The organism is Rhodocytophaga rosea, from assembly GCF_010119975.1.
GTDB lineage: Bacteria > Bacteroidota > Bacteroidia > Cytophagales > 172606-1 > Rhodocytophaga > Rhodocytophaga rosea.
Map to the genome: position 1 here is coordinate 4616323 of NZ_CP048222.1, position 19390 is coordinate 4635712.

Here is a 19390-nt window from a genome sequence, read left to right on the forward strand (position 1 = left end):
GAAAGAATCTATGCAGTTTCCAGAATCAGACTGGTTTTACTGCAAGGATTCTTTCTCCGTGCTTATTATTAAACTGCAGAAAGCAGTATAAACAATCTCTTTTATGCCACTTTTTGTGTCTGTGGGCTTATTATCATCTTATCTTTTTCTGCCACTTTTGTTCTCAGGCCAAACAAAAGGCGGGTAACGGCAGTCCTTTTAATGAGGAACTCATAGATCAGTAAGGTGTTCATAAAGGTAAGAGCCATAATAACTATATATTTCAACAGAGGCATCATTTGCCATTGTACCACAAAATAGGCAATAAAAACCATAACAGTCTGGTGAAGAATATAGAATGGATAAACCGCTTCACTCGTGTAATTCAGAAAATTATTCCTGAACCTGAGGTATTTTTGGGCAAATCCCAGAATACACAGCAGCCAGCAGCCTGTATTGAGTACTCTTAAAAATTTATATCCGATAAAAGCCGGAGAGACTTCCCCTATCTGTATAAAGGCAGTTGCTTGTCCGGGTTTAAAAAGAAGAGCCATGGCAATAAAGCAGCAAATGCCCAGGATTAGAAAAACGGTGCGGTATTTCATGATCATGGCACGGATACCACTATGGGAATAGAGTAAATAGCCGTATATAAAAAACAAAATAGTAGTAGTAAAATTATCCCAGTCGCTGATCAGATTTCTTTTCGTTGGCCAGTCGAGTTGCAGTAAAATACCCGATATAAAAGGAGGCAGGATCAATAACAAGAGCATTCCTCTTCTGGTAAAGAAATCACCTATTTTCTGCAATATTTCAGGGTTTTTCTTAAAGAAATGGAACATGGGGATCAGAATAATGGAGAATACAAAAATGTATACCAGATACCACAAGTGATTCCATTTAAGGGCTTCACCTGATCCAAAATGAATATTGGCAAGTGATTCTGCATAATAAGACGGATAGTATGGAAAACTTCCTTCTTTAAAGCCTTTGGCTATATAACTCTGTGGCGGATTTATAATTAGGACACCAAAAACTAATGGGACCAGAATACGGGTTAATCTTGAATTGACAAATTCTCCGGTAGATGATTTTTTATAAAGAAATGCTACACTTGCCCCTGAAATAAAAAAAAGTAAAGGCAGCCTCCATTGGCTGATAAAGGTCATTAACGTGCTTAAGAAGGGTATATTCGCAGAGTTGGATACATAGAAGCCACCTGAAAAAATAAAACTCCCGTGATAAAACACCAATAGAGAGAATGCCATTACTCGTAACCAGTCAAGTTCATGCAATCGCTCTTTCTTGAGCGGAATCTGAGAAGTAGATACATTCATGGTGGTATAGGGGTTGTTAGAATTTCTTCAGGGTTTCAGTTTGTGAATTTGTTAAAATTATGTATCAACTCAAAAACAATAACGGAATTATACAGACAAATACTATTTATTTATTCGAAAAAGCGAGAAATTATTATAATAGTTAAATAAAATCAACAATTTGTAATATCTTCTTAGGTTAGTATAAACACTAAAAATGTTTATGGTATATTTTATACTGAACAGAATAGAGAGGCATTATTTTAAATTGGCAATTATTATTCGATGAGGGTTATACGGTTTACCTCTTATAAGGTTTGCTTCTAGAATTACGTTTATCTGATCTATTTTCTTAATTATTTACTACTAATTGTAGGGGCTATCCAGAAAATAAAATGCTGTGTTTTCTTTATTACTACTCCCTGATTATATATTTAGTTCTATCTGCTTCAATTCTAACTTGATAGGTGCTTCCATCTGATTTTCTGTAGAATAATTTCCATTCCTCAATTTCTTGAACTAGATCAATTTTTTCCAGTCTGCTTCTGTGCAATTTTGTTTCATCAACCAGGCGATAAGGCGATGAAAGTAAAATCTATGGCTGATCATAGCCTTAACGCGGCTGACTGATACATTATATTTTTTTAAAACTCAATTATTCCATTTATTAAAATCTAACAACCATGACACAATTAGAAATCAAACAAGCACTCGAAGACCTGAATGCTTTGGTGCTGCAAGGAAAATCTATTGAAGCTTTCCAGAAATATTACCATGAAGAGGTAGTTATGCAGGAAAATGAGAATGTACCTACCATTGGCAAAGAAGCCAACCTGCAACGGGAACTTGATTTTTACGGAAATGTAACCCAGTTCCGGGGTGCCCATCCGCTGAAGGTAGCTGTCGGAAACGACTATTCGATGGTAGAATGGCATTATGACTATACACACAAAGACTGGGGCATAAAAAACTATACCCAGATTTCGGTGCAGGAATGGAAAGATGGTAAAATCATCAAAGAAAAGTTCTATTACAACAACTAGCTAACTACAGGCTTACTGCCCGTAAGTGGTAAGCCCTATCCTTACAACTTTAGTACACTTATCTCTACTCACATTTTAACTACACTTACGATTATGATCAAGAATATCTTTTCTGCCCACAGCGACTATACCGGGCTAATTCTCCGCTTAAGTCTTGGACTGGTAGTATTGCCACATGGTGCACAAAAATTAATGGGGTGGTTTGGCGGCTATGGATTTACAAATACGATGCATTTCTTCACTGAAACCATGCATTTACCCTGGCTGATTGGGTTTGCTGTCATTATCCTTGAAACGCTGGGCGCAATGTTATTAATTGCAGGCTTTGGCAGCCGCATAATTGGTGTGCTGATGGCTATACTAATGACTGGTATTATCTTCAGCGTACATATAGAAAATGGCTTTTTTATGAACTGGTTTGGCAATCAGAAAGGTGAAGGCATAGAGTACTGCCTGCTGGCGATTGGCCTTGCCTTAAGTATTGTGAGTAATGGGGCAGGTATCTTCTCTGTGGATGGATTGCTTTCCAGGCAAAAACGGGAAGTAAAAACGTACGCTTGAATTGGCAAGCAACATACGATCCTTTAAAATTATATAAATCATACTGGCTAATGTGTAAACTGCTTTAACAAGTGGCAGACTACCTTTGAAGCAAACAATACAACAATGATAACTACATATAAAAAAGCGGTCAGGGTTACAGATGCGAATTTTGACCTGGAAGTATTGCAATCGAAAGAACTGGTGATGGTAGATTTTGGTGCCGACTGGTGTCCCCCTTGCAACGCCATAAGTCCCATTGTAGAAATACTGGCTACAGAATTTGCCGGTAAAGCCAAAATTGCCAAACTGGATGTAGATGAAAATCCTGAGATAACTTCCAGATTCAAGGTGAGAAACCTTCCTACGCTGCTGTTTTTTAAAGATGGAAAAGTAGTAGATAAAATCGTAGGCGCCGTAGGCAAAAAGGCAATGACTGAAAAACTGAATCAGTATTTATGATTCAAATTTCGGCCCTGTAAAACAAAACACACTCTTATACAGAACATGATACTTTTCTTCTTTATTTTACAGTTTACCCTGACAGTGATGTTAGGGTTGATCACTGAAACCAATTCTATTTACCGTAACCTTTCAATGCGTACTACCCACACTTCTGAGCAGATAGTAAGAGAGTTTCTATTGACTGTCCGCTCAGGAAAAAATCCGGATAAAGCCAGAGACTTTATGGCGGGCAAAGTACTGGCGCACCAGATGAATTCTGAAAATCCGCAGACGGTAGAAAGAACGCCACAAAACTATGCAGCACATGTAAAGGAATTTGTAGAGATGTATGGCCAGTTTGAATTCGAAATTACAGAACTCATTGCCCAGGAAAATAAAGTATATGCCAGGTGGAAACAAACCGGAAAACACCTCACCGAAATAGATGGATACTCACCTACCGGATTGCCCCTCACTGAGATAGCCAGTGCCGTATACCGGCTCGAAAACGGTAAAATTGTAGAGTATTGGATTCAGATCGACCGGGCAGGCTTTGATAAACAACTGCAACAGGCGAACAAAAATTAATAAGCGGACTTTCAAATTAATCTTCTGGTATTCAATCGAATAGCTGCTAAAAAATCAGAAAATACATATATAAGGAGTATGGAGGTAAAAGTTCAGATTGTAAATGCGTTTGTAGATGGTGATCATGGCGGTAATCCTGCTGGAGTCGTGCTGGATGCCGATAGCTTAACCAGCGAACAAAAGCTACAAATAGCTGCACAAGTGGGATTATCAGAAACAGCTTTTGTTTCCAGATCAGCGCTGGCTGATTTTAAACTGGATTTTTTTACACCTGCCAAACAAATTCCCCATTGCGGACATGCTACTATTGCTACTTTTTCTTATCTGCAAAGCCTGGGTAGAATTCCATCTGCACATACGTCGAAAGAAACCATAGATGGGTCCAGGCAGATATGGATGCGAGGCGAACAGGCTTTTATGGAGCAAAAACCGCCGCAGTATCAAAGTGTTCCGGAACTGGAAGAGAGGATCTTTCAATCATTAGGTATTTCGAAAGATGATCTGATTGAAGGAAAATCTCCGATTGTAGTAAATACAGGCAATTCCTTTCTCATCATTCCACTTCAGAATCAGCATATTTTGCGTGAGTTAAAACCGCAGCTTGCAGAAATAGAATCTATTAGTCAGCAATTACATCTGATCGGATTTTATCCGTTTAGCCTCCAGACACAGCGAGCGCAACGGGATGCCACAACCAGAATGTTTGGACCTCTGTATGGCATACCTGAAGAATCGGCTACTGGTATGGCTGCCGGACCCCTGGCCTGCTACATGCATGATATAATGAGTATAAAAAAAGATTCATACCTCATCGAACAAGGATATCTGATGAATCCGCCTTCTCCAAGCCTGATTACAGTAGAACTGGAAAAAAACGAAGGTGCTATTCAAAAACTGATGGCCGGCGGCAAAGGTATAGTGATGCAGCAGAAAACAGTTGTGCTGTAATCGCTGATTTATAAAACAGTTGACACTTTCAGAAAACTTACTGTCAGGGAATATCAATCCATTGTTAACACAACAATGGATATTCATTTTTCCACCTGATGCGTAGAAAATAACCTATTTTTGTAAATTGATATACAAATCAGGTTAACCACTTTTTTATGCCCATACAGCTTCATATTAAGAACATGGTTTGCGACAGATGTGTACTGTATGTGGAGAGTATATTAAAACAATTATCTATCCCTTTTCAAAAAGTACAGGTAGGCGAAATCCATCTACATGAAGATTTGCTGGAAACTCAAAAGCAATTATTACAGCAACGTTTACAGGCAATTGGGCTCGAATTGATAGATAACCGGCTTAATCAGCTTATTGAGAAAGCAAAAACCCTGATTCTGGCCAGAGCCCGCAACGAAGTGCCCGAACAAGAGAAGCATCAAAAACTTTCGGTGTATCTGTCTGAACGCTTGCACCTGGATTATTTTTACCTGAGTACCTTATTTTCGTCGGTAGAAGGCCGCACCATTGAAAATTATTTAATTGAACAGCGTATAGAAAAAGCGAAAGAACTCCTGGTATATGGCGAACTATCGCTTTCAGAAATAGCCTATCAGCTCGATTATAGCAGTGTAGCCCACCTTTCCGGGCAGTTCAAGAAAACTACTGGTCTTACCCCCTCCCATTTTAAACAGATCGGCACTAATAAGCTCAAATCCTTGGATAAAATATAAACCGCCTGTTCTTTTATAACCTTCTAAGTGAAAGATCAAATAATTATATAAATCTATCACAAGATTATAGAATAGCCAGCCTACTCCCTCCCTGTATCTTTGCATAGTTATCAAACACAAACACACAATAACTATGAAAAATACATCTGTAGAATTTCAGAATACCGATCTGGCATGTAATTGCGCTAGTCCTTCTTGTACCTGTGACAACTGTACCTGTGGAGATTCCTGCGGTGGCGACCATTGTTCCTGCGGCTGCGATTGCTGCCGTTAATGCTGATGAATGCAGCTTGTCTGTATAGGCAAGCTGCATTTCCAAACCTTCTCTACAATTCGTCATTCCTGTCATAATACACAACTACTATCTAACATTCTACTCATATTATTAATCCTTTAACACGATGAAAAGCCATCACCACCCTACCAGTCAAGTTATATCCTACGAATTAGAAGCAAGCATTTTTTCATGGGAAATAGCCGAAGGAAAAACAGTAGAAGCCTGGGGTTTTAACAATCAATTGCCAGGACCTTTGTTACGCGCCAGAAAAGGAGATACGCTGGAAGTAAAAGTGAAAAACAACCTGCCGGAACCTACTATGATCCACTGGCATGGAATTCGCCTGCCCGCCAGCATGGATGGCACAGGAGAAGTGCAAAAACCCATTGAGCCAGGTGAAGAATTTACTTACCGCTTTGTAGTACCCGATGCAGGCACGTTCTGGTATCATTCCCACGCCAACGAAACGTTTCAAATGGAAAGAGGCATGTATGGAGGATTGATCGTGGAAGAAGGAACAGCACTGGTTACCGATGGAGAAAAAGTGTTCCTGCTGGATGATATGAAGCTTACCGCTGAAAATGAATTTACCAAACCGGGCTGGTTTATCCCTCGGATTATGGAAAGGCACGATGGCCGGGAAGGAGATACGCTTCTGATAAATGGAAAAGAAAATCCCACTATTTCAATAGCTGGCGGACAAGCCGAAAGATGGCGCTTTATAAATGCCTCCAGTGCCAGATATATTCAGTTATATTTGGGTGGAAAAGAGTTTAAGATCATTGGAACAGATGGCGGCTTGCTGGAACATCCCCAAACGGTAACCCAGGTACTACTTACGCCGGGAGAACGTATAGAAATAATAGCCGGACCTTTTACAGAAGGCGAAAGCTTCCTGATAGAAACACTGCCCTATAACCGCATGACTTTCCTGAAAGCAAAACGGCAGACGTTTGCCACCATACAAGTAGGTGCACAGAAACCTTCCGTGGCCTATATTCCGCAAATACTCCGTAAGATTGAGCCTTTGGCTGAAAAAGAGGCTCCGGTTTCCAGAAAACTAAAGTTATCAGTAGGCCCTAGTTTAAAGCATGGAATGGATTTTCTGGTAAACGGTGATGTACATACCAGCGACCAGCCGGTAAAAGTAGGCGAACTCCAGGTGTGGGAAGTAGCGAATAGCAGTTTGATGGATCATCCGTTTCACTTGCATGGTTTCTTCTTTCAGGTGATCGAAGAAAATGGAGAAGCCCCTGACTATATTGCCTGGAAAGATACCTACAATCTTCCGCCCAGAAGCAGGATAAAAATTGCCTGGATGCCAGATGACCGTCCTGGCGAGTGGATGTATCATTGTCATATTTTAGAACACCATGCCGCCGGTATGATGGCACATTTTGAAGTAGTAAATCCAGACCGTCCATCTGAAGCAGCATATGCAAGTGACCATTCTTGCAAACACTAATACATATTTATAATTGTTCAACTCATTTAGTTGATATTCTTTCAGCAAAAACGAACGAAATTTCTGGAACGCATATGGAGAAGACAGTAAAAATAAAAGGAATGGTATGCAGGCGTTGCATAGAAATAGTAAAAGAGATTTTTGAAAGCCAGGGCTTGCCTGTACACGAGGTTAAACTCGGCGAAGTGACATACCAGGAAAATGATGCCCAGGCCCTTGAAGCCGCAATCAGGCTGCTGGAAAAGGAGGGATTTGAACTCTTAACCGATAAACAATCGCTGACCATTGCCAAAGTAAAAGAACTGGTAGAACAGGAATTGAATACTACTAAAGCGCATAGCAGAAATTTTGCCCAATTGCTTACAGAATCGTTACCTATGGATTACGATACGATCAGCGCTTTGTTTTCACATACAGAAGGCATTACCCTGGAACAATACTTGATTCATAGGCGGGTACAAAAAGTACAGCAATTACTAAAATATACCTCACTTACCTTAACAGATATTGCCTTTGATCTGGGCTATAGCAGTGTACACCACCTATCTAATCAATTTAAAAAAATCACCGGAATGTCGCCTTCCCAGTTCAGAGAATTGCAGGCTGGAGTAGAGAAATAGTGTAGTATCAGCTTATGGATGGCATTTAAGTAAAGCTAAACTTTTATCAGTTTAGCTTTACTTTTTAAACAATTGATTTTTAAACCTTTTCTATAGCTGGCAATTGTATGTTAGTTATACCTAAAAATCATATACATCCTTTCTGGAATTGTGTAAAAGAGATGGCACTAAGAAGCCGTAACTTTGTTTCGTTAATTAAATAAGAGCTTAAATAATAGAGCCATGAACGCAGAAAGCATAACCTTGACCAAAAAAGCAAGGCTGGATTCAAAAAACAAAGAAACGAAAATAACCCTGCCAGTCACTGGAATGACCTGTGCGGCTTGTGCCGTGAGTGTAGAATCTATGCTCAAATCGCAGGAAGGCGTAGCCGATGCGGGTGTTAATTTTGCCAACCAGACAGCCTGGGTAGATTATATTCCTTCGCAGACTTCTCTTCCCAAATTGCAGCAAGCCATACAATCCATTGGTTACGATCTGATTATTGATGAGGAAAATGCAGTTGAAAAACAGCAGGAAGCACAATTAAACCATTATCAGGAATTGAAACGCAAAACCATCTGGGCAGGTATTTTATCTGCGCCTGTGGTAGCAATTGGGATGTTCGGAATGGAAGTACCCTATGCCAACTGGATCATGCTGATTCTTTCCCTGCCGGTATTGTGGATCGGACGTAATTTCTATATCAATGCCAGAAAACAAGCGAAACATGGCAAAGCCAATATGGATACGCTGGTAGCTATGAGTACCGGAATTGCCTTTTTGTTCAGCTTATTTAATACCTTAAATCCGAATTTTTTTCATGAGCGGGGGTTACATGCCCATGTGTACTACGAAGCCGCTATTATGATTATTGCCTTTATCTTACTGGGCAAATTATTGGAAGAAAGGGCAAAATCTAATACTTCTTCAGCTATGAAAAAACTGATGGGACTACAGCCCAAAACGGTAAGACTGATAGAAGATGGCGTCGAAAAAGAAATTCCTATTGCCCAGGTAAGCATTGGAAATATACTGGTGGTAAAACCTGGTGAAAAAATTCCGGTGGATGGCAAAGTAACTTCCGGAAGTTCGTATGTGGATGAAAGTATGATCAGTGGGGAACCCTTGCCAATGGAGAAACAAGCAGGCGCCCAGGTATTTGCCGGAACCGTAAACCAGAAAGGCAGTTTCCGGTTTGAAGCGGAAAAAGTAGGAGGGGATACGATTTTATCACAGATTATTAAAATGGTGCAGCAGGCCCAGGGAAGCAAAGCTCCGGTAGAAAAACTGGTTAATAAAGTGACTGCCATATTTGTGCCGGTAGTCATTGGGATTGCTTTACTTAGTGCGGTTGTATGGATGATTTTTGGAGGCGATAATGCTTTTACACATGCTTTATTGGCTTTTGTAACCGTGATGGTCATTGCTTGTCCATGTGCTTTGGGTTTGGCAACACCAACAGCGATTATGGTAGGTGTGGGCAAAGGAGCTGAGAATAACATTTTAATTAAAGATGCTGAAAGTCTGGAATTAGGCTATAAAGTAAATGCCATTGTGCTGGATAAAACTGGTACCATTACAGAGGGTAAACCTGAGGTAACGGATGAGCTATGGTTTACAAAAGAAAGTGATAAAATGCAGAACAGGTCTATTTTGTTAGAAATAGAATCCCGTTCGGAACACCCGTTGGCTGAGGCAGTGGTTCGGAAACTTAGAGGTGAACAAACACAGGCTATAAATTTATCTTCTTTTGAAAGCCTTACCGGAAAAGGAGTAAAAGCTAGTTATGACAATGAAATTTATCTGGTAGGAAATCAGAAATTACTGGCGGATAACCATGTTTCTGTAAGTGAAGCCGTAACTGCCCAGGCAAAATCCCTACAAGCTGAAGCCAAAACTGTAATCTATTTTGCGTCAGGCAAAGAGGTAGTAGCCATATTAGCCATCGCCGACCGGATCAAAGCTACGTCTAAGCAAGCTGTACAAACCTTGCAAAACCAGGGGATCGATGTATACATGCTTACGGGGGATAATGAACAAACCGCCAAGGCAGTGGCAATACAGGTAGGCTTGCAGCACTACAAAGCCGAAGTATTACCTTCTGAAAAAGCTGAATTTATCAAGCAATTGCAAAACCAGGGCAAAGTAGTAGCCATGGTAGGCGATGGTATCAATGACTCTCATGCGTTGGCTGAGGCAGATGTAAGTATTGCGATGGGCAAAGGTTCGGACATTGCAATGGATGTAGCTAAAATGACTCTGATCACTTCTGACCTCAACCAGATTCCCAAAGCCTTAAAACTCTCCCGCAAAACGGTGCAAGCTATTAGGCAGAACCTATTCTGGGCGTTTATTTACAATATCATAGGTATTCCCATTGCGGCAGGAGTATTGTATCCTTTCTTTGGTTTCCTGCTCGATCCAATGATTGCTGGAGCAGCCATGGCCTTGAGTTCAGTATCAGTTGTAAGCAATAGCCTACGCTTACGGAGTGCAAAATTGTGATTTGGTTCTTATAGAAAATTGAAAAGAGGCTTTAATGATATATGAATCGAGGTTAGGAAGCTTTACGTGTCCAGTTTTTATAGGCACGTTGGAAACTACTTAAATCAGCATACCCAAGTAATTGCGCCACATCTGCTTTTTTGGAGTGGCGCTTATCCATTAAAGAAAGAGCTAGTTCTTTGCGGAGGTCATTTGTAATCTGGCGAAAAGTAATTTTTTCCTCAGCCAGCCTTCTTTGAAAGGTTCGCAGGCTCATATTCATCCTGGCAGCCACTACTTCAATAGGGGGTATCTGGCCTCCAAATCCACTCAAGAGTACATCTTTGATCTGGTCAGAAAATGATTTTTGCAAGGATAAGGTTTGTTGTTTCTCGGTAAGCAGCAAATTGAAGAAAGAATACAGAGATTTGTCATACGAAATAATAGGCAGGCTCATGTCTTCCGCCCGGCATACCACGCAATTACTCTCGGCATCAAATATCACTTTTGTTTGTAAAATCCGCTCATATTCAGGTACATTTCTTTTGGGATAGGCCAGATGCGCCCGAAGCGGAGAAACTTTTTTGCCGGTCAAAAAATAAAAAACCCGTATCAGGGAAGACATCATTAGTTCAACCGCCTGCCGGGAGCTTTCCGGGAATTTATTCCGGTATTGAGGAACAGGATTAAAATGAAAAATATACTCTTGCCGGCCCTTTTGTGTTGAGAAATGAAAAACATCAGTAAGCGTATTATTGTATCTGACAATAAATTCAAACGCCTCTTCCAGGGTGGAACAGCTCTGCACCAGATAGCCGAGCATGCCGAATGCCGACAAGTTGTTTTCTTCACCCATATGCAGCGCCAGAAGCGGATCGCCACTCATTTCTACCGCATAATCCCAGGCAACAGACGAAACTTCCCAGTCTAATAGCTTTTCTGCATCATTCAGTTCGGTGGGATCAACACCAATTCGCTGGCATAATGGCCCGAATGGAGCGCCATGCTTAACGGCTCCGTAAATGATAGTTCTCAAAATGGAGTTCTGCACCTTCATGGCATGAAACTGTTGAAAATTGGCGTAATCTGCTTACCGCTGCTGTGCGGCAACAGACGAAATTTACGCAAAAATAAGGAAAAGCCGGAGAAATAATTTCTGCCGGATTTTAACATTCAACCATCATCTGATCAACATAAATATAAGTGAGCCATGAAAAAAGCAGGTAAAATACTAGCAGTAATCACCGGAATTGTGTTGGCCTTTCTACTGTATGTACAATTAACCTATCAGCAAACCTATGAAGTGCCGGTAACCGGATTAAAAGCAAGTACAGATTTAACAATTATCGCAAGAGGAAAATACCTGGCTATGGGGCCTGCCCATTGCTGGACCTGCCATGTAGAAGACCCATCTTCAGTAGATCTAATAAAGGAAACTCCGGCTATGAGTGGAGGACTGTTATTAGATTTGCCATGGATCGCCACACTGCGTACGCCCAATATCACTTCTGATAAAAAAACAGGGATTGGCCGGTATAGCGATGACCAGCTGGCGCAGGTAATCCGCTACAACCGTACACCCAAAGGACATGCCCTCGTTCCCTTTATGACTTACAATGCCATGTCGGATGCTGATATTGTAGCCATCCTTTCTTACCTGAGATCCACTAAACCGATAGAAAAAGCTATTCCGGAACATAATTTCACCATGCTTGGTAAATTATTGATGCGCTTTGTAATAAAGCCCGATGTGACAGAAACCCATCAACAGTTTGCGGCACTTAAGCCTGATACCACAGCCGGGTATGGAAAGTATCTGGCATACACGGTTACCAACTGCAATGGCTGCCATACAGAAAGGGGACCTGCCGGCGAATTTGTGGGCGAGCCGTTTGCCGGTGGGCATAAAAGGGAGTTACAAACAGGTACTTTTGTAGTGCCCAACCTTACGCCTGATCCGCAAACCGGAAGAATTTACCACTGGAATCAACAAACTTTTATCAACCGCTTCCGGATGGGTAAGGTTTATCAGGAAGATTTTATGCCCTGGAGAGCTTATCAGCAAATGAATGATAATGATCTGAAAGCAATTTATAATTTTCTGCAAACCTTAAAACCAGTTACTAACAAGATAGAGCAAACGTATATACCCCTCGCGGAGAATTGAAATAAGTCTACCTGTTAAGCCTGAATAACAGCCTGCTACATCATACATATAAATTATTTGCCTGAAAACCAACCTTGTTTTCGGGCATTTTTTATTTAATGGTATTTGCCGGTATTGTTACTTAAGATAATTTACCTGGGAAGTAATATCTGCAGATATACAATCCCGGGGTCGTATGCCTTTGCGCAAGTATGTGCCGCCTCTATAACTGCCAACTTAAGTTTTCATCAACCGAAATGGTTAAAGAGCACGAATAGCCTGCCTGAAATTATATGAATGATTCCGGTTTTTGTGTAAAGCCTTCCAGGGGCAGGTAAAGTAACTTTGTATAAAGAAAGGAACGTAAATATATGTTCATGAAACTTGGCTTTTTAAAGTATAGCTGATGGAATGTGCTAAAAGCTCTTACCGGAAAATCCAGGGCAGTTTATATCATAGAATACTTGTAAAAGAGAAATGAATAGAAACTCCGATGCTGTCCTTTCTGAACGGATTGTATAACGAAATAAAGAAGATATGAAAAAAATACACACCTTTTTATGGATGATAGGGTTGCTAGTGGCAACTCAGGTCGCCTCTGCCCAAAATGAACACCACCATCATACACCACCACCAGATAGTATTTCGCATCAGCAGCCTCATGCTGGGCATACAACTGAAAAGCCTGTACAGGAAACGAGTTCCGGACATTCTATGCATGGAGCACCTATGTCTCATGCTTTTTCCCTGAATCTGCCCATGAACCGCAATGGCTCCGGTACTGGCTGGTTGCCTGACGCCGCTCCTATGTATGGCTATATGGTTCATTCTAAAAAATGGATGTATATGTTTCATGGTAACCTGTTTTTACGCTATACCAATCATGATATCAGCAACAAAGGCTCCAGGGGAGGCTCTAGGTTCGATGCCCCCAACTGGGTTATGGGTATGGGACAAAGAAGGGTAGGAGAAAAGGGTTTGTTCCGGTTTAGTGCCATGCTTTCCCTGGACCGTTTAACGGTAGAAGGAGGTGGATATCCGCTGCTGTTCCAATCAGGAGAAACCTGGAAAGGCAAATCTCTGGTAGATAAACAACACCCACATGACCTGTTTTCTGAACTTTCGGTAGCGTATACGCATGCTTTTTCACCGGATGTAGATGCTTTTGTGTATGTTGGCTTTCCGGGAGAACCAGCCTTTGGTCCGGTGGCATTTATGCACCGTCCGTCCAGCTTATATAATCCGGATGCACCTATCGGGCATCACTGGCAGGATGCTACCCATATTACTTTTGGGGTAAGTACATTAGGATTACGGTATAAGAATTTCAAAATAGAAGGTTCTAATTTTACCGGCCGTGAGCCTAATGAAGAACGATTCGGATTTGATACGCCCAGGTTTGATTCCTGGTCAGCCAGAGTATCGTATAATCCTACTCCAGAATGGGCTTTACAAGTATCTCAGGCCTGGGTGAAAGATGTACATGAATTAGGTCCGAGGGAAGATGTAAATAAAACCACAGCTTCTGTGGTTCATGCTAAAAAGCTGGGTGCAAAAACTTCCATCAATTCGGCTGCTGTCTGGGGATACAACAAAGCCGTAAAAGGCCACCATGATCCCCAACATTCTGCTCTGGTAGAAAGCGCGCTGAATTTAAACAAAACGGCTATTTACGGTAAATATGAATGGGTACAAAAGTCGGCCGAAGAACTGTTGCTAGATGAAGAAATATTTGGACATGGCAAGCTTTTTCCGGTAAATGCACTTACCCTGGGTGTTAACCAGAACCTATTTAAGGTAGCGAATACCAATCTTGCTATTGGCGTACAAGGCACCTGGTATGGTGTGGATCATTCACTGCAAGGATTGTATGGCAAAAATCCGCTTTCTTTTGAGACCTATATCCGCCTGTTTCCGGGCCTGATGAGTGCTGGTTCCAGCCGTTAGTAAAATTCCATATTATACCTTGATGTTCACAAAAAAGACTTAGCCACAGAAGCTAAGTCTTTTTGTGAATGCTTTATAAACCATGCGCTAACAACAGCCCGGCTTTGTCATGGATATTATTCTGCAGAAGCAATAATCTGTTAAGCGTGTATCCAGATAAGCCAGGCACTTTGTTTACACTAATTTATAGTTTCTGCAACTTGTTCCAGGTTAAATTTATGTGGCGTCAGCCCTAAAGCAAGCTCTATATGTGCCTGGTGGTGTTCCAGATGCCAGACTGCCATATGTACAGCTTGTCTAAGATCAAACTGCATTTGCCTGACAGGATGATAATAGCTTTTGCTAAAGTCTTCCTCACTCATACTTTTCACTACATACACAAAACGCTTATTAATGCCTTCCAGCATCAAAAGTGAATAATCAACCGGTGCTGTCAGGGAATCACTGGTAAGCGCCCAGGCATTCATTTCTATGGTAGTAGCAATATAATTTTCTTCCGTCAGCGTCTTTTTGATCCGCAGAAAATTGAGCATATGCACATCTGCCACGTGATGTAGTAATTGTCTTACTGTCCAGCTTCCGGAGCGGTAGGTTTTAGCTAATTCTTGTTCAGTAAGGGGTAATAAAAGTGTATGATACCTCTCGGGAGAACGCTCCATAGTGGTTATAAGTGCTTGTATCTCTTTGGCAGTGTAGTTTGTTTGGGCTGAAAAACGCCCAATAGGATACTGTAAATGCTCCATTTGTGGTGATGGTAAAGTTAGAAATGCTAGTTATACTGAATCCTTCACAAAGTCAATGAGACACAATTAATACTACCAGAAATAGCATTGCATATACGGCTTTCGATTTTACTATTAGCTATCTGATAAAGAATACCGGTATATATGTAGTAGTCAGTTGTTCATCAGAAATTAATACATCAGGGTTTATGCTGTTATAATTTGCCTATGAAATAGAGTATAGAATAGAGGACTGCTGATGGATTTACAGGTATATACGTATTGAAGGAATACTTAAAAAAATCAAGCAGAGGATGCATGACCTCTGCTTGATTGTATCAACTCGTTAGTAAAGAATTGAAAAAAAGCTATTCTAAACGGACTTACTTAACTACGGAGAATCTCAGGACCATCAAAGATCATCAGGTATTTACCATCCATTTCATCATCGGAAATAATTCCGGCGGAAGCCTTGGCCTGTATTTTTTCTCCGTTTTTATTTTTTAACTGCACAATTTCACTCCATATATTTCCAATCTCGAGTAATTGTTTGGCATTATCAATATAATTTGTGTCCAGCAGTACTTGAATGGGCTTGCCGAGGATCTCTCTTGATTCTACATGCAGGAACGACTGTAAAGGCTGATTGGCATACGTAATCTTAAACTGATTATCAAATTCCACAATAAACTGGGTTTTATCAAAAATGATCTCACGGGCTTTTGCATCTTTCTGTGCCCGTTCCATTTCTTCCTGGGTTGCCTGCAGTTCTTCCATATTCTGGCGCATTTCTTCTTCCTGTGCCCGCATCTGTTCGGTCAGCATGGTAGAATCCTGCAACAACCGCTGAGTCTGCTCATTAATTTTAACAGTGGAGATAGTAGAAGCAATACTTTCAGCAATTTTTTCGATAAATTCTACCTCAAATTCAGCAAACTCATTAAAGGAAGCAAGTTCAATTACACCAAATATCTGCTCATTTACTTTCAATGGTACGATGAGGATACTTCTGGGATTGGATTCACCCAAACCGGATGTAATGCTGATATAATTCTGGGGCACTTCTGTCAGATAGATGCTTTCCTTCTCCTGCCAGGCTTGTCCGGTCAGGCCTTCTCCTTCGTAGATTTTCTGTTCGAGGTACTTCTTTTTATCCCAGGCGTAGCAAGCTTTCAGTTCCAGATAATGGTCTTGTTCAGTATCATTAATAATGAATAATCCTCCCTGGTTGGCTTTTACATACTTTACAAGATTAGAGATAATATCATCTGAAAGCTTGGAGAGCGTATCGTTATTACTCCGGAGAATTTCGCTGAACTTAGCAATTCCTTCTGTAGTCCAGTTTCTCTGTTTATCATCTTCTGCTACTTTTTCCAGGTTATTACGCATGTTAATTAAGGCATTACCCAGTACGTCATTATTACTCAAAGGGGCAAAATCAGCCTGGTAGTGACCATTTCCAATATTCTCGGCAAACAGAGAAGTAGAACGTAAGCCGGTTACCAGTTTGTTTACCGCTTCGGCCATTTCGCCAATCTCGTCATTGCCAAATTTCTTTTTCTGGTCTTGCGGTAACTCTCCTTTACCTAATTGCTGAATAATATCGCGTATATAGTTGATGGGGGAAGTAATATTTCTGGTAAGCATAAAAGCCGCCAGAATGCCTACTACAATACACAATAAACCAGAGCCCAGAATAGCCATACGCAGATTATCAAAGGAACTTAGCAAAGCTGCATCTGACCTGGTTATTTCATTCTTCTGGCTTTTAATAATATCATTCAGTTGCAGGGAAATCTGTTTACTTTTGGGAAGAACCTCATCATCTATCCTCATCTGGTTACTGAATTTTTTAGCTTCATCTTCGTAATCCTCAAAAGAAGCCAGATCGGTCATAATCTCTGCTTCTACTAACAAGAGTGAATCGAATTTAGAAAACACAGCATCTATTTTTTGTTGCTGTTTCTTTTCCCAGGAAGCTTTCAGGGCATTTATTCTGCCTTTCAGCGCTGCGTATTCCGTCTGGTGAATTTTTTTCAGGGCTGTTTTGTCCTCCTCATTTGCCCGAAGATACACCCAATTGGTGATGTACATCCGTGAATTGATGCTGAGCAAGTTAAAGTCATTTAATGCTTCTTTAGATGGGTCAACAATCTGGGAAGTTTCCTGAAGAATATCACTGCTCTTTTTGAGCGAAAACAAGCCAATTACAGCATTGAGAATGAAAATAAATATGATAGCCAAAAAACCACCCATTATTTTCTGACTGATACGAATGTTTACTTTTTTCATAGCGTAATCAAAAACGATTAATTAAAAAATTGGCTTTTATGTGTAATGCGAATAAAAAACTGATACTATATGTTACCTTAAAGTTTGAATTTAAAATATAATCTGTTTGATTGGTTTTGGTAAAATGGAGGAAGGCATGAAAAAAACAGCATTTTGCTTTACTTTAAAACAGAAAATTGAGAATACAGAAAAATATAACATTACAACCATCCCTATTTAAAACTGCAGTAAACCCATATTGCCCGTATAAATTGAATAATGGCTATCGGAATATTGTTAATAGCTGGCTTTACAGTAGTCAGAATGCTGATATAATCCCGGTTTTATACCTGTTTTCATCATAACCAGGAATGGCAGCCTAAAAAGGGTATAATGTATAGTTTTACCTTACATCCGTAGCTTTCCTGCCGCTATATCAGAAAAGTATCTGTCAGGAATTTAATTTGCCTTCCAGCGATTTTATCCTCCTGTCTTTTTCATGCATACGCTCATTGTACTCTTCTACCTTGCGCTGTAACTCTTCCTGGGTTGCCTGTAGTTCTTCCATATTCTGGCGCATTTCCTCTTCCTGTGACCTCATTTGTTCATTCATCACCTGGAATTCATCGAGTAATTTGGTTGTTTGTTGATTTACCCTGGCAGAAACAATCGTAGCTGCTATACTTTCACCAATTTTTTCCAGGAAACTAATTTTGTAAGCAGGGATTTCTGTAAATGAAGCCATTTCTATAGCACCTACTATGGTGTCATTGGTTTTTAGCGGAATAATCAGAATACAGGTTGGATTTGCTTTTCCCAGTCCGGAAGTAATCTGGATGTACTCAGCAGGCAGCTCTGTAATATATATGGTGTCTTTTTCTAACAGTACTTGTCCGAGTAATCCTTCTCCGGCTTCTATGGTTTTTTTGAGGTGTTTTACCCGGTCATAGGCATAACAACCGCTTAACACAAGTTGTGGCTGTTCAGGATTTTCTACAATGAACAAACCACCCTGGTTAACTCCTATGTATTTTACCAGTTTGGAGATGAGCTGGATGGAAAGTTCTTGCGTATTCAAGCCTGAGTTCCGGAGCATTTCACTAATTTCAGCAAGCCCTACATTCGTAAACCGGTCTTGTTCTTCTTTTTGCCTGGCTTGCAACAAACTGCTGCGCATTTGTGATAATGCTATCCCCAATTTATCTTCTGCTGTAAAATTATGTTCAGCCTCCTGGTTTCCTTTACTTATAAATTCTGCAAAGGCAATATTTTGTTCCATATTCCGAAGCTGGTGACGTAATTGCAGGGTATTACTGGCGTTTTCTAAAGTTGACCGGTGGAGCTGAAATGCCCATAGCCCACAAATAAACACAATAGCGGCTGCCAGGGCTGCATGGAACAGAAAAGCCTCCAGAGTCATATAATCGAGCTGGGTAAAATATACTTCTTTGAAACCAGCATATTGTAAATAAGCAAAGCCTGCGTGGTGAACTACAATAAGTAGAATTAAAGGAATTTGTAATTTCCAGTTTTGATAGGTTATTAGTAATACAGCGCCCAGGAATGCAAAAAAGTGCATTTCAAACATACCATGCATCTGGTAAATAAATTGCGCCATAAACACGGCCAGTATAGCACTTATTACATACTGGTAGAGGGTATGTGCTGGCAATAAGATTTTGCTCAGGTAGCAGGCCGCCAGGCAAAGCCCGCCCACACTAATGGCAATAAACCAGGTATCATAAAAAAAAGCCAGAAATAAGCCAAAACAGAAATAAGCCACCAGAACCAGATTAATCACTGTGCCTGCCTTCTTATAAATTGTTTCAATAAAAGGTTTCATTTCCTGAGACGAAGATGAAAGAGTAGAAGTATTTGTCATTTGTA

General features: G+C 40.6%; 16 protein-coding genes. 11 read left to right on the plus strand and 5 right to left on the minus strand.

Features of this window, described 5'->3' with window-relative positions; genetic code table 11:
* Positions 1-101: 101 nt before the first annotated feature.
* The gene (locus GXP67_RS19115) at positions 102-1316 is read right to left on the minus strand and encodes an acyltransferase family protein (protein ID WP_162444610.1); all 1215 of its coding nucleotides are present in this window, start codon (positions 1314-1316) and stop codon (positions 102-104) included.
* Positions 1317-1978: 662 nt separating this feature from the next.
* Between GXP67_RS19115 and GXP67_RS19120 the strand changes: the two genes are divergently transcribed.
* The 9 genes from GXP67_RS19120 (at position 1979) to GXP67_RS19160 (ending at position 10438) form a co-directional block, all read left to right on the plus strand.
* Entirely contained in the window at positions 1979-2338 is a 360-nt protein-coding gene (locus GXP67_RS19120; RefSeq protein ID WP_162444611.1) for a SnoaL-like domain-containing protein, read from the plus strand.
* 93 nt (positions 2339-2431) lie between these two features.
* Positions 2432-2899 (plus strand): DoxX family protein, encoded by a 468-nt coding sequence (locus GXP67_RS19125; RefSeq protein WP_162444612.1) that lies wholly within the window; start codon positions 2432-2434, stop codon positions 2897-2899.
* 105 nt (positions 2900-3004) lie between these two features.
* Entirely contained in the window at positions 3005-3340 is a 336-nt protein-coding gene (gene trxA, locus GXP67_RS19130; RefSeq protein ID WP_162444613.1) for a thioredoxin, read from the plus strand.
* 45 nt (positions 3341-3385) lie between these two features.
* Positions 3386-3910: an ester cyclase gene (locus GXP67_RS19135; protein ID WP_197901538.1), complete on the plus strand. Its 525-nt coding sequence runs from the start codon at positions 3386-3388 to the stop codon at positions 3908-3910.
* Between the two features lie 78 nt (positions 3911-3988).
* Positions 3989-4858 (plus strand): PhzF family protein, encoded by an 870-nt coding sequence (locus GXP67_RS19140; RefSeq protein WP_162444614.1) that lies wholly within the window; start codon positions 3989-3991, stop codon positions 4856-4858.
* 158 nt (positions 4859-5016) lie between these two features.
* Positions 5017-5589: a helix-turn-helix domain-containing protein gene (locus tag GXP67_RS19145; RefSeq protein ID WP_197901539.1), complete on the plus strand. Its 573-nt coding sequence runs from the start codon at positions 5017-5019 to the stop codon at positions 5587-5589.
* A 401-nt stretch (positions 5590-5990) separates the two neighbouring features.
* Positions 5991-7331, plus strand: coding sequence for a multicopper oxidase family protein (locus GXP67_RS19150; RefSeq protein ID WP_162444615.1), 1341 nt, complete (start codon positions 5991-5993; stop codon positions 7329-7331).
* 74 nt (positions 7332-7405) lie between these two features.
* Positions 7406-7951, plus strand: coding sequence for a helix-turn-helix domain-containing protein (locus GXP67_RS19155; protein ID WP_162444616.1), 546 nt, complete (start codon positions 7406-7408; stop codon positions 7949-7951).
* A gap of 222 nt (positions 7952-8173) precedes the next feature.
* Complete coding sequence (locus GXP67_RS19160; RefSeq protein WP_162444617.1) at positions 8174-10438, plus strand: heavy metal translocating P-type ATPase; 2265 nt, start codon at positions 8174-8176, stop codon at positions 10436-10438.
* A 52-nt stretch (positions 10439-10490) separates the two neighbouring features.
* On the opposite strand, the gene GXP67_RS19165 is transcribed toward GXP67_RS19160, so the two are convergent.
* Positions 10491-11474, minus strand: coding sequence for an AraC family transcriptional regulator (locus GXP67_RS19165; protein WP_162444618.1), 984 nt, complete (start codon positions 11472-11474; stop codon positions 10491-10493).
* Positions 11475-11627: 153 nt separating this feature from the next.
* Between GXP67_RS19165 and GXP67_RS19170 the strand changes: the two genes are divergently transcribed.
* Together GXP67_RS19170 and GXP67_RS19175 are read left to right on the plus strand one after the other, a co-directional pair.
* Positions 11628-12584 (plus strand): cytochrome c family protein, encoded by a 957-nt coding sequence (locus tag GXP67_RS19170; RefSeq protein ID WP_162444619.1) that lies wholly within the window; start codon positions 11628-11630, stop codon positions 12582-12584.
* A gap of 516 nt (positions 12585-13100) precedes the next feature.
* Positions 13101-14510: a hypothetical protein gene (locus GXP67_RS19175; protein WP_162444620.1), complete on the plus strand. Its 1410-nt coding sequence runs from the start codon at positions 13101-13103 to the stop codon at positions 14508-14510.
* A gap of 179 nt (positions 14511-14689) precedes the next feature.
* Here GXP67_RS19175 and GXP67_RS19180 read toward each other — a convergent pair whose 3' ends face one another.
* The 3 genes from GXP67_RS19180 to GXP67_RS19190 all read right to left on the minus strand — a co-directional run bounded on the left by GXP67_RS19180 (position 14690) and on the right by GXP67_RS19190 (position 19385).
* Positions 14690-15253: a YfiT family bacillithiol transferase gene (locus GXP67_RS19180; RefSeq protein WP_162444621.1), complete on the minus strand. Its 564-nt coding sequence runs from the start codon at positions 15251-15253 to the stop codon at positions 14690-14692.
* 366 nt (positions 15254-15619) lie between these two features.
* Positions 15620-17524: a GAF domain-containing protein gene (locus GXP67_RS19185; RefSeq protein ID WP_162444622.1), complete on the minus strand. Its 1905-nt coding sequence runs from the start codon at positions 17522-17524 to the stop codon at positions 15620-15622.
* A 430-nt stretch (positions 17525-17954) separates the two neighbouring features.
* Positions 17955-19385: a GAF domain-containing protein gene (locus GXP67_RS19190; protein ID WP_162444623.1), complete on the minus strand. Its 1431-nt coding sequence runs from the start codon at positions 19383-19385 to the stop codon at positions 17955-17957.
* Positions 19386-19390: the final 5 nt, after the last annotated feature.

Excerpts from the sequence above, each read along its gene's own strand:
- GXP67_RS19160 (WP_162444617.1), top strand. The coding sequence starts at position 8,174 with ATGAACGCAGAAAGCATAACCTTGACCAAAAAAGCAAGGCTGGATTCA.
- GXP67_RS19135 (WP_197901538.1), top strand. The coding sequence starts at position 3,386 with ATGATACTTTTCTTCTTTATTTTACAGTTTACCCTGACAGTGATGTTA.
- GXP67_RS19150 (WP_162444615.1), top strand. The coding sequence starts at position 5,991 with ATGAAAAGCCATCACCACCCTACCAGTCAAGTTATATCCTACGAATTA.
- GXP67_RS19140 (WP_162444614.1), top strand. The coding sequence starts at position 3,989 with ATGGAGGTAAAAGTTCAGATTGTAAATGCGTTTGTAGATGGTGATCAT.
- GXP67_RS19145 (WP_197901539.1), top strand. The coding sequence starts at position 5,017 with ATGCCCATACAGCTTCATATTAAGAACATGGTTTGCGACAGATGTGTA.
- GXP67_RS19180 (WP_162444621.1), bottom strand. The coding sequence starts at position 15,253 with ATGGAGCATTTACAGTATCCTATTGGGCGTTTTTCAGCCCAAACAAAC.
- GXP67_RS19155 (WP_162444616.1), top strand. The coding sequence starts at position 7,406 with ATGGAGAAGACAGTAAAAATAAAAGGAATGGTATGCAGGCGTTGCATA.
- GXP67_RS19120 (WP_162444611.1), top strand. The coding sequence starts at position 1,979 with ATGACACAATTAGAAATCAAACAAGCACTCGAAGACCTGAATGCTTTG.
- GXP67_RS19125 (WP_162444612.1), top strand. The coding sequence starts at position 2,432 with ATGATCAAGAATATCTTTTCTGCCCACAGCGACTATACCGGGCTAATT.
- GXP67_RS19175 (WP_162444620.1), top strand. The coding sequence starts at position 13,101 with ATGAAAAAAATACACACCTTTTTATGGATGATAGGGTTGCTAGTGGCA.
- GXP67_RS19170 (WP_162444619.1), top strand. The coding sequence starts at position 11,628 with ATGAAAAAAGCAGGTAAAATACTAGCAGTAATCACCGGAATTGTGTTG.
- GXP67_RS19185 (WP_162444622.1), bottom strand. The coding sequence starts at position 17,524 with ATGAAAAAAGTAAACATTCGTATCAGTCAGAAAATAATGGGTGGTTTT.
- GXP67_RS19190 (WP_162444623.1), bottom strand. The coding sequence starts at position 19,385 with ATGACAAATACTTCTACTCTTTCATCTTCGTCTCAGGAAATGAAACCT.
- trxA (WP_162444613.1), top strand. The coding sequence starts at position 3,005 with ATGATAACTACATATAAAAAAGCGGTCAGGGTTACAGATGCGAATTTT.
- GXP67_RS19115 (WP_162444610.1), bottom strand. The coding sequence starts at position 1,316 with ATGAATGTATCTACTTCTCAGATTCCGCTCAAGAAAGAGCGATTGCAT.
- GXP67_RS19165 (WP_162444618.1), bottom strand. The coding sequence starts at position 11,474 with ATGAAGGTGCAGAACTCCATTTTGAGAACTATCATTTACGGAGCCGTT.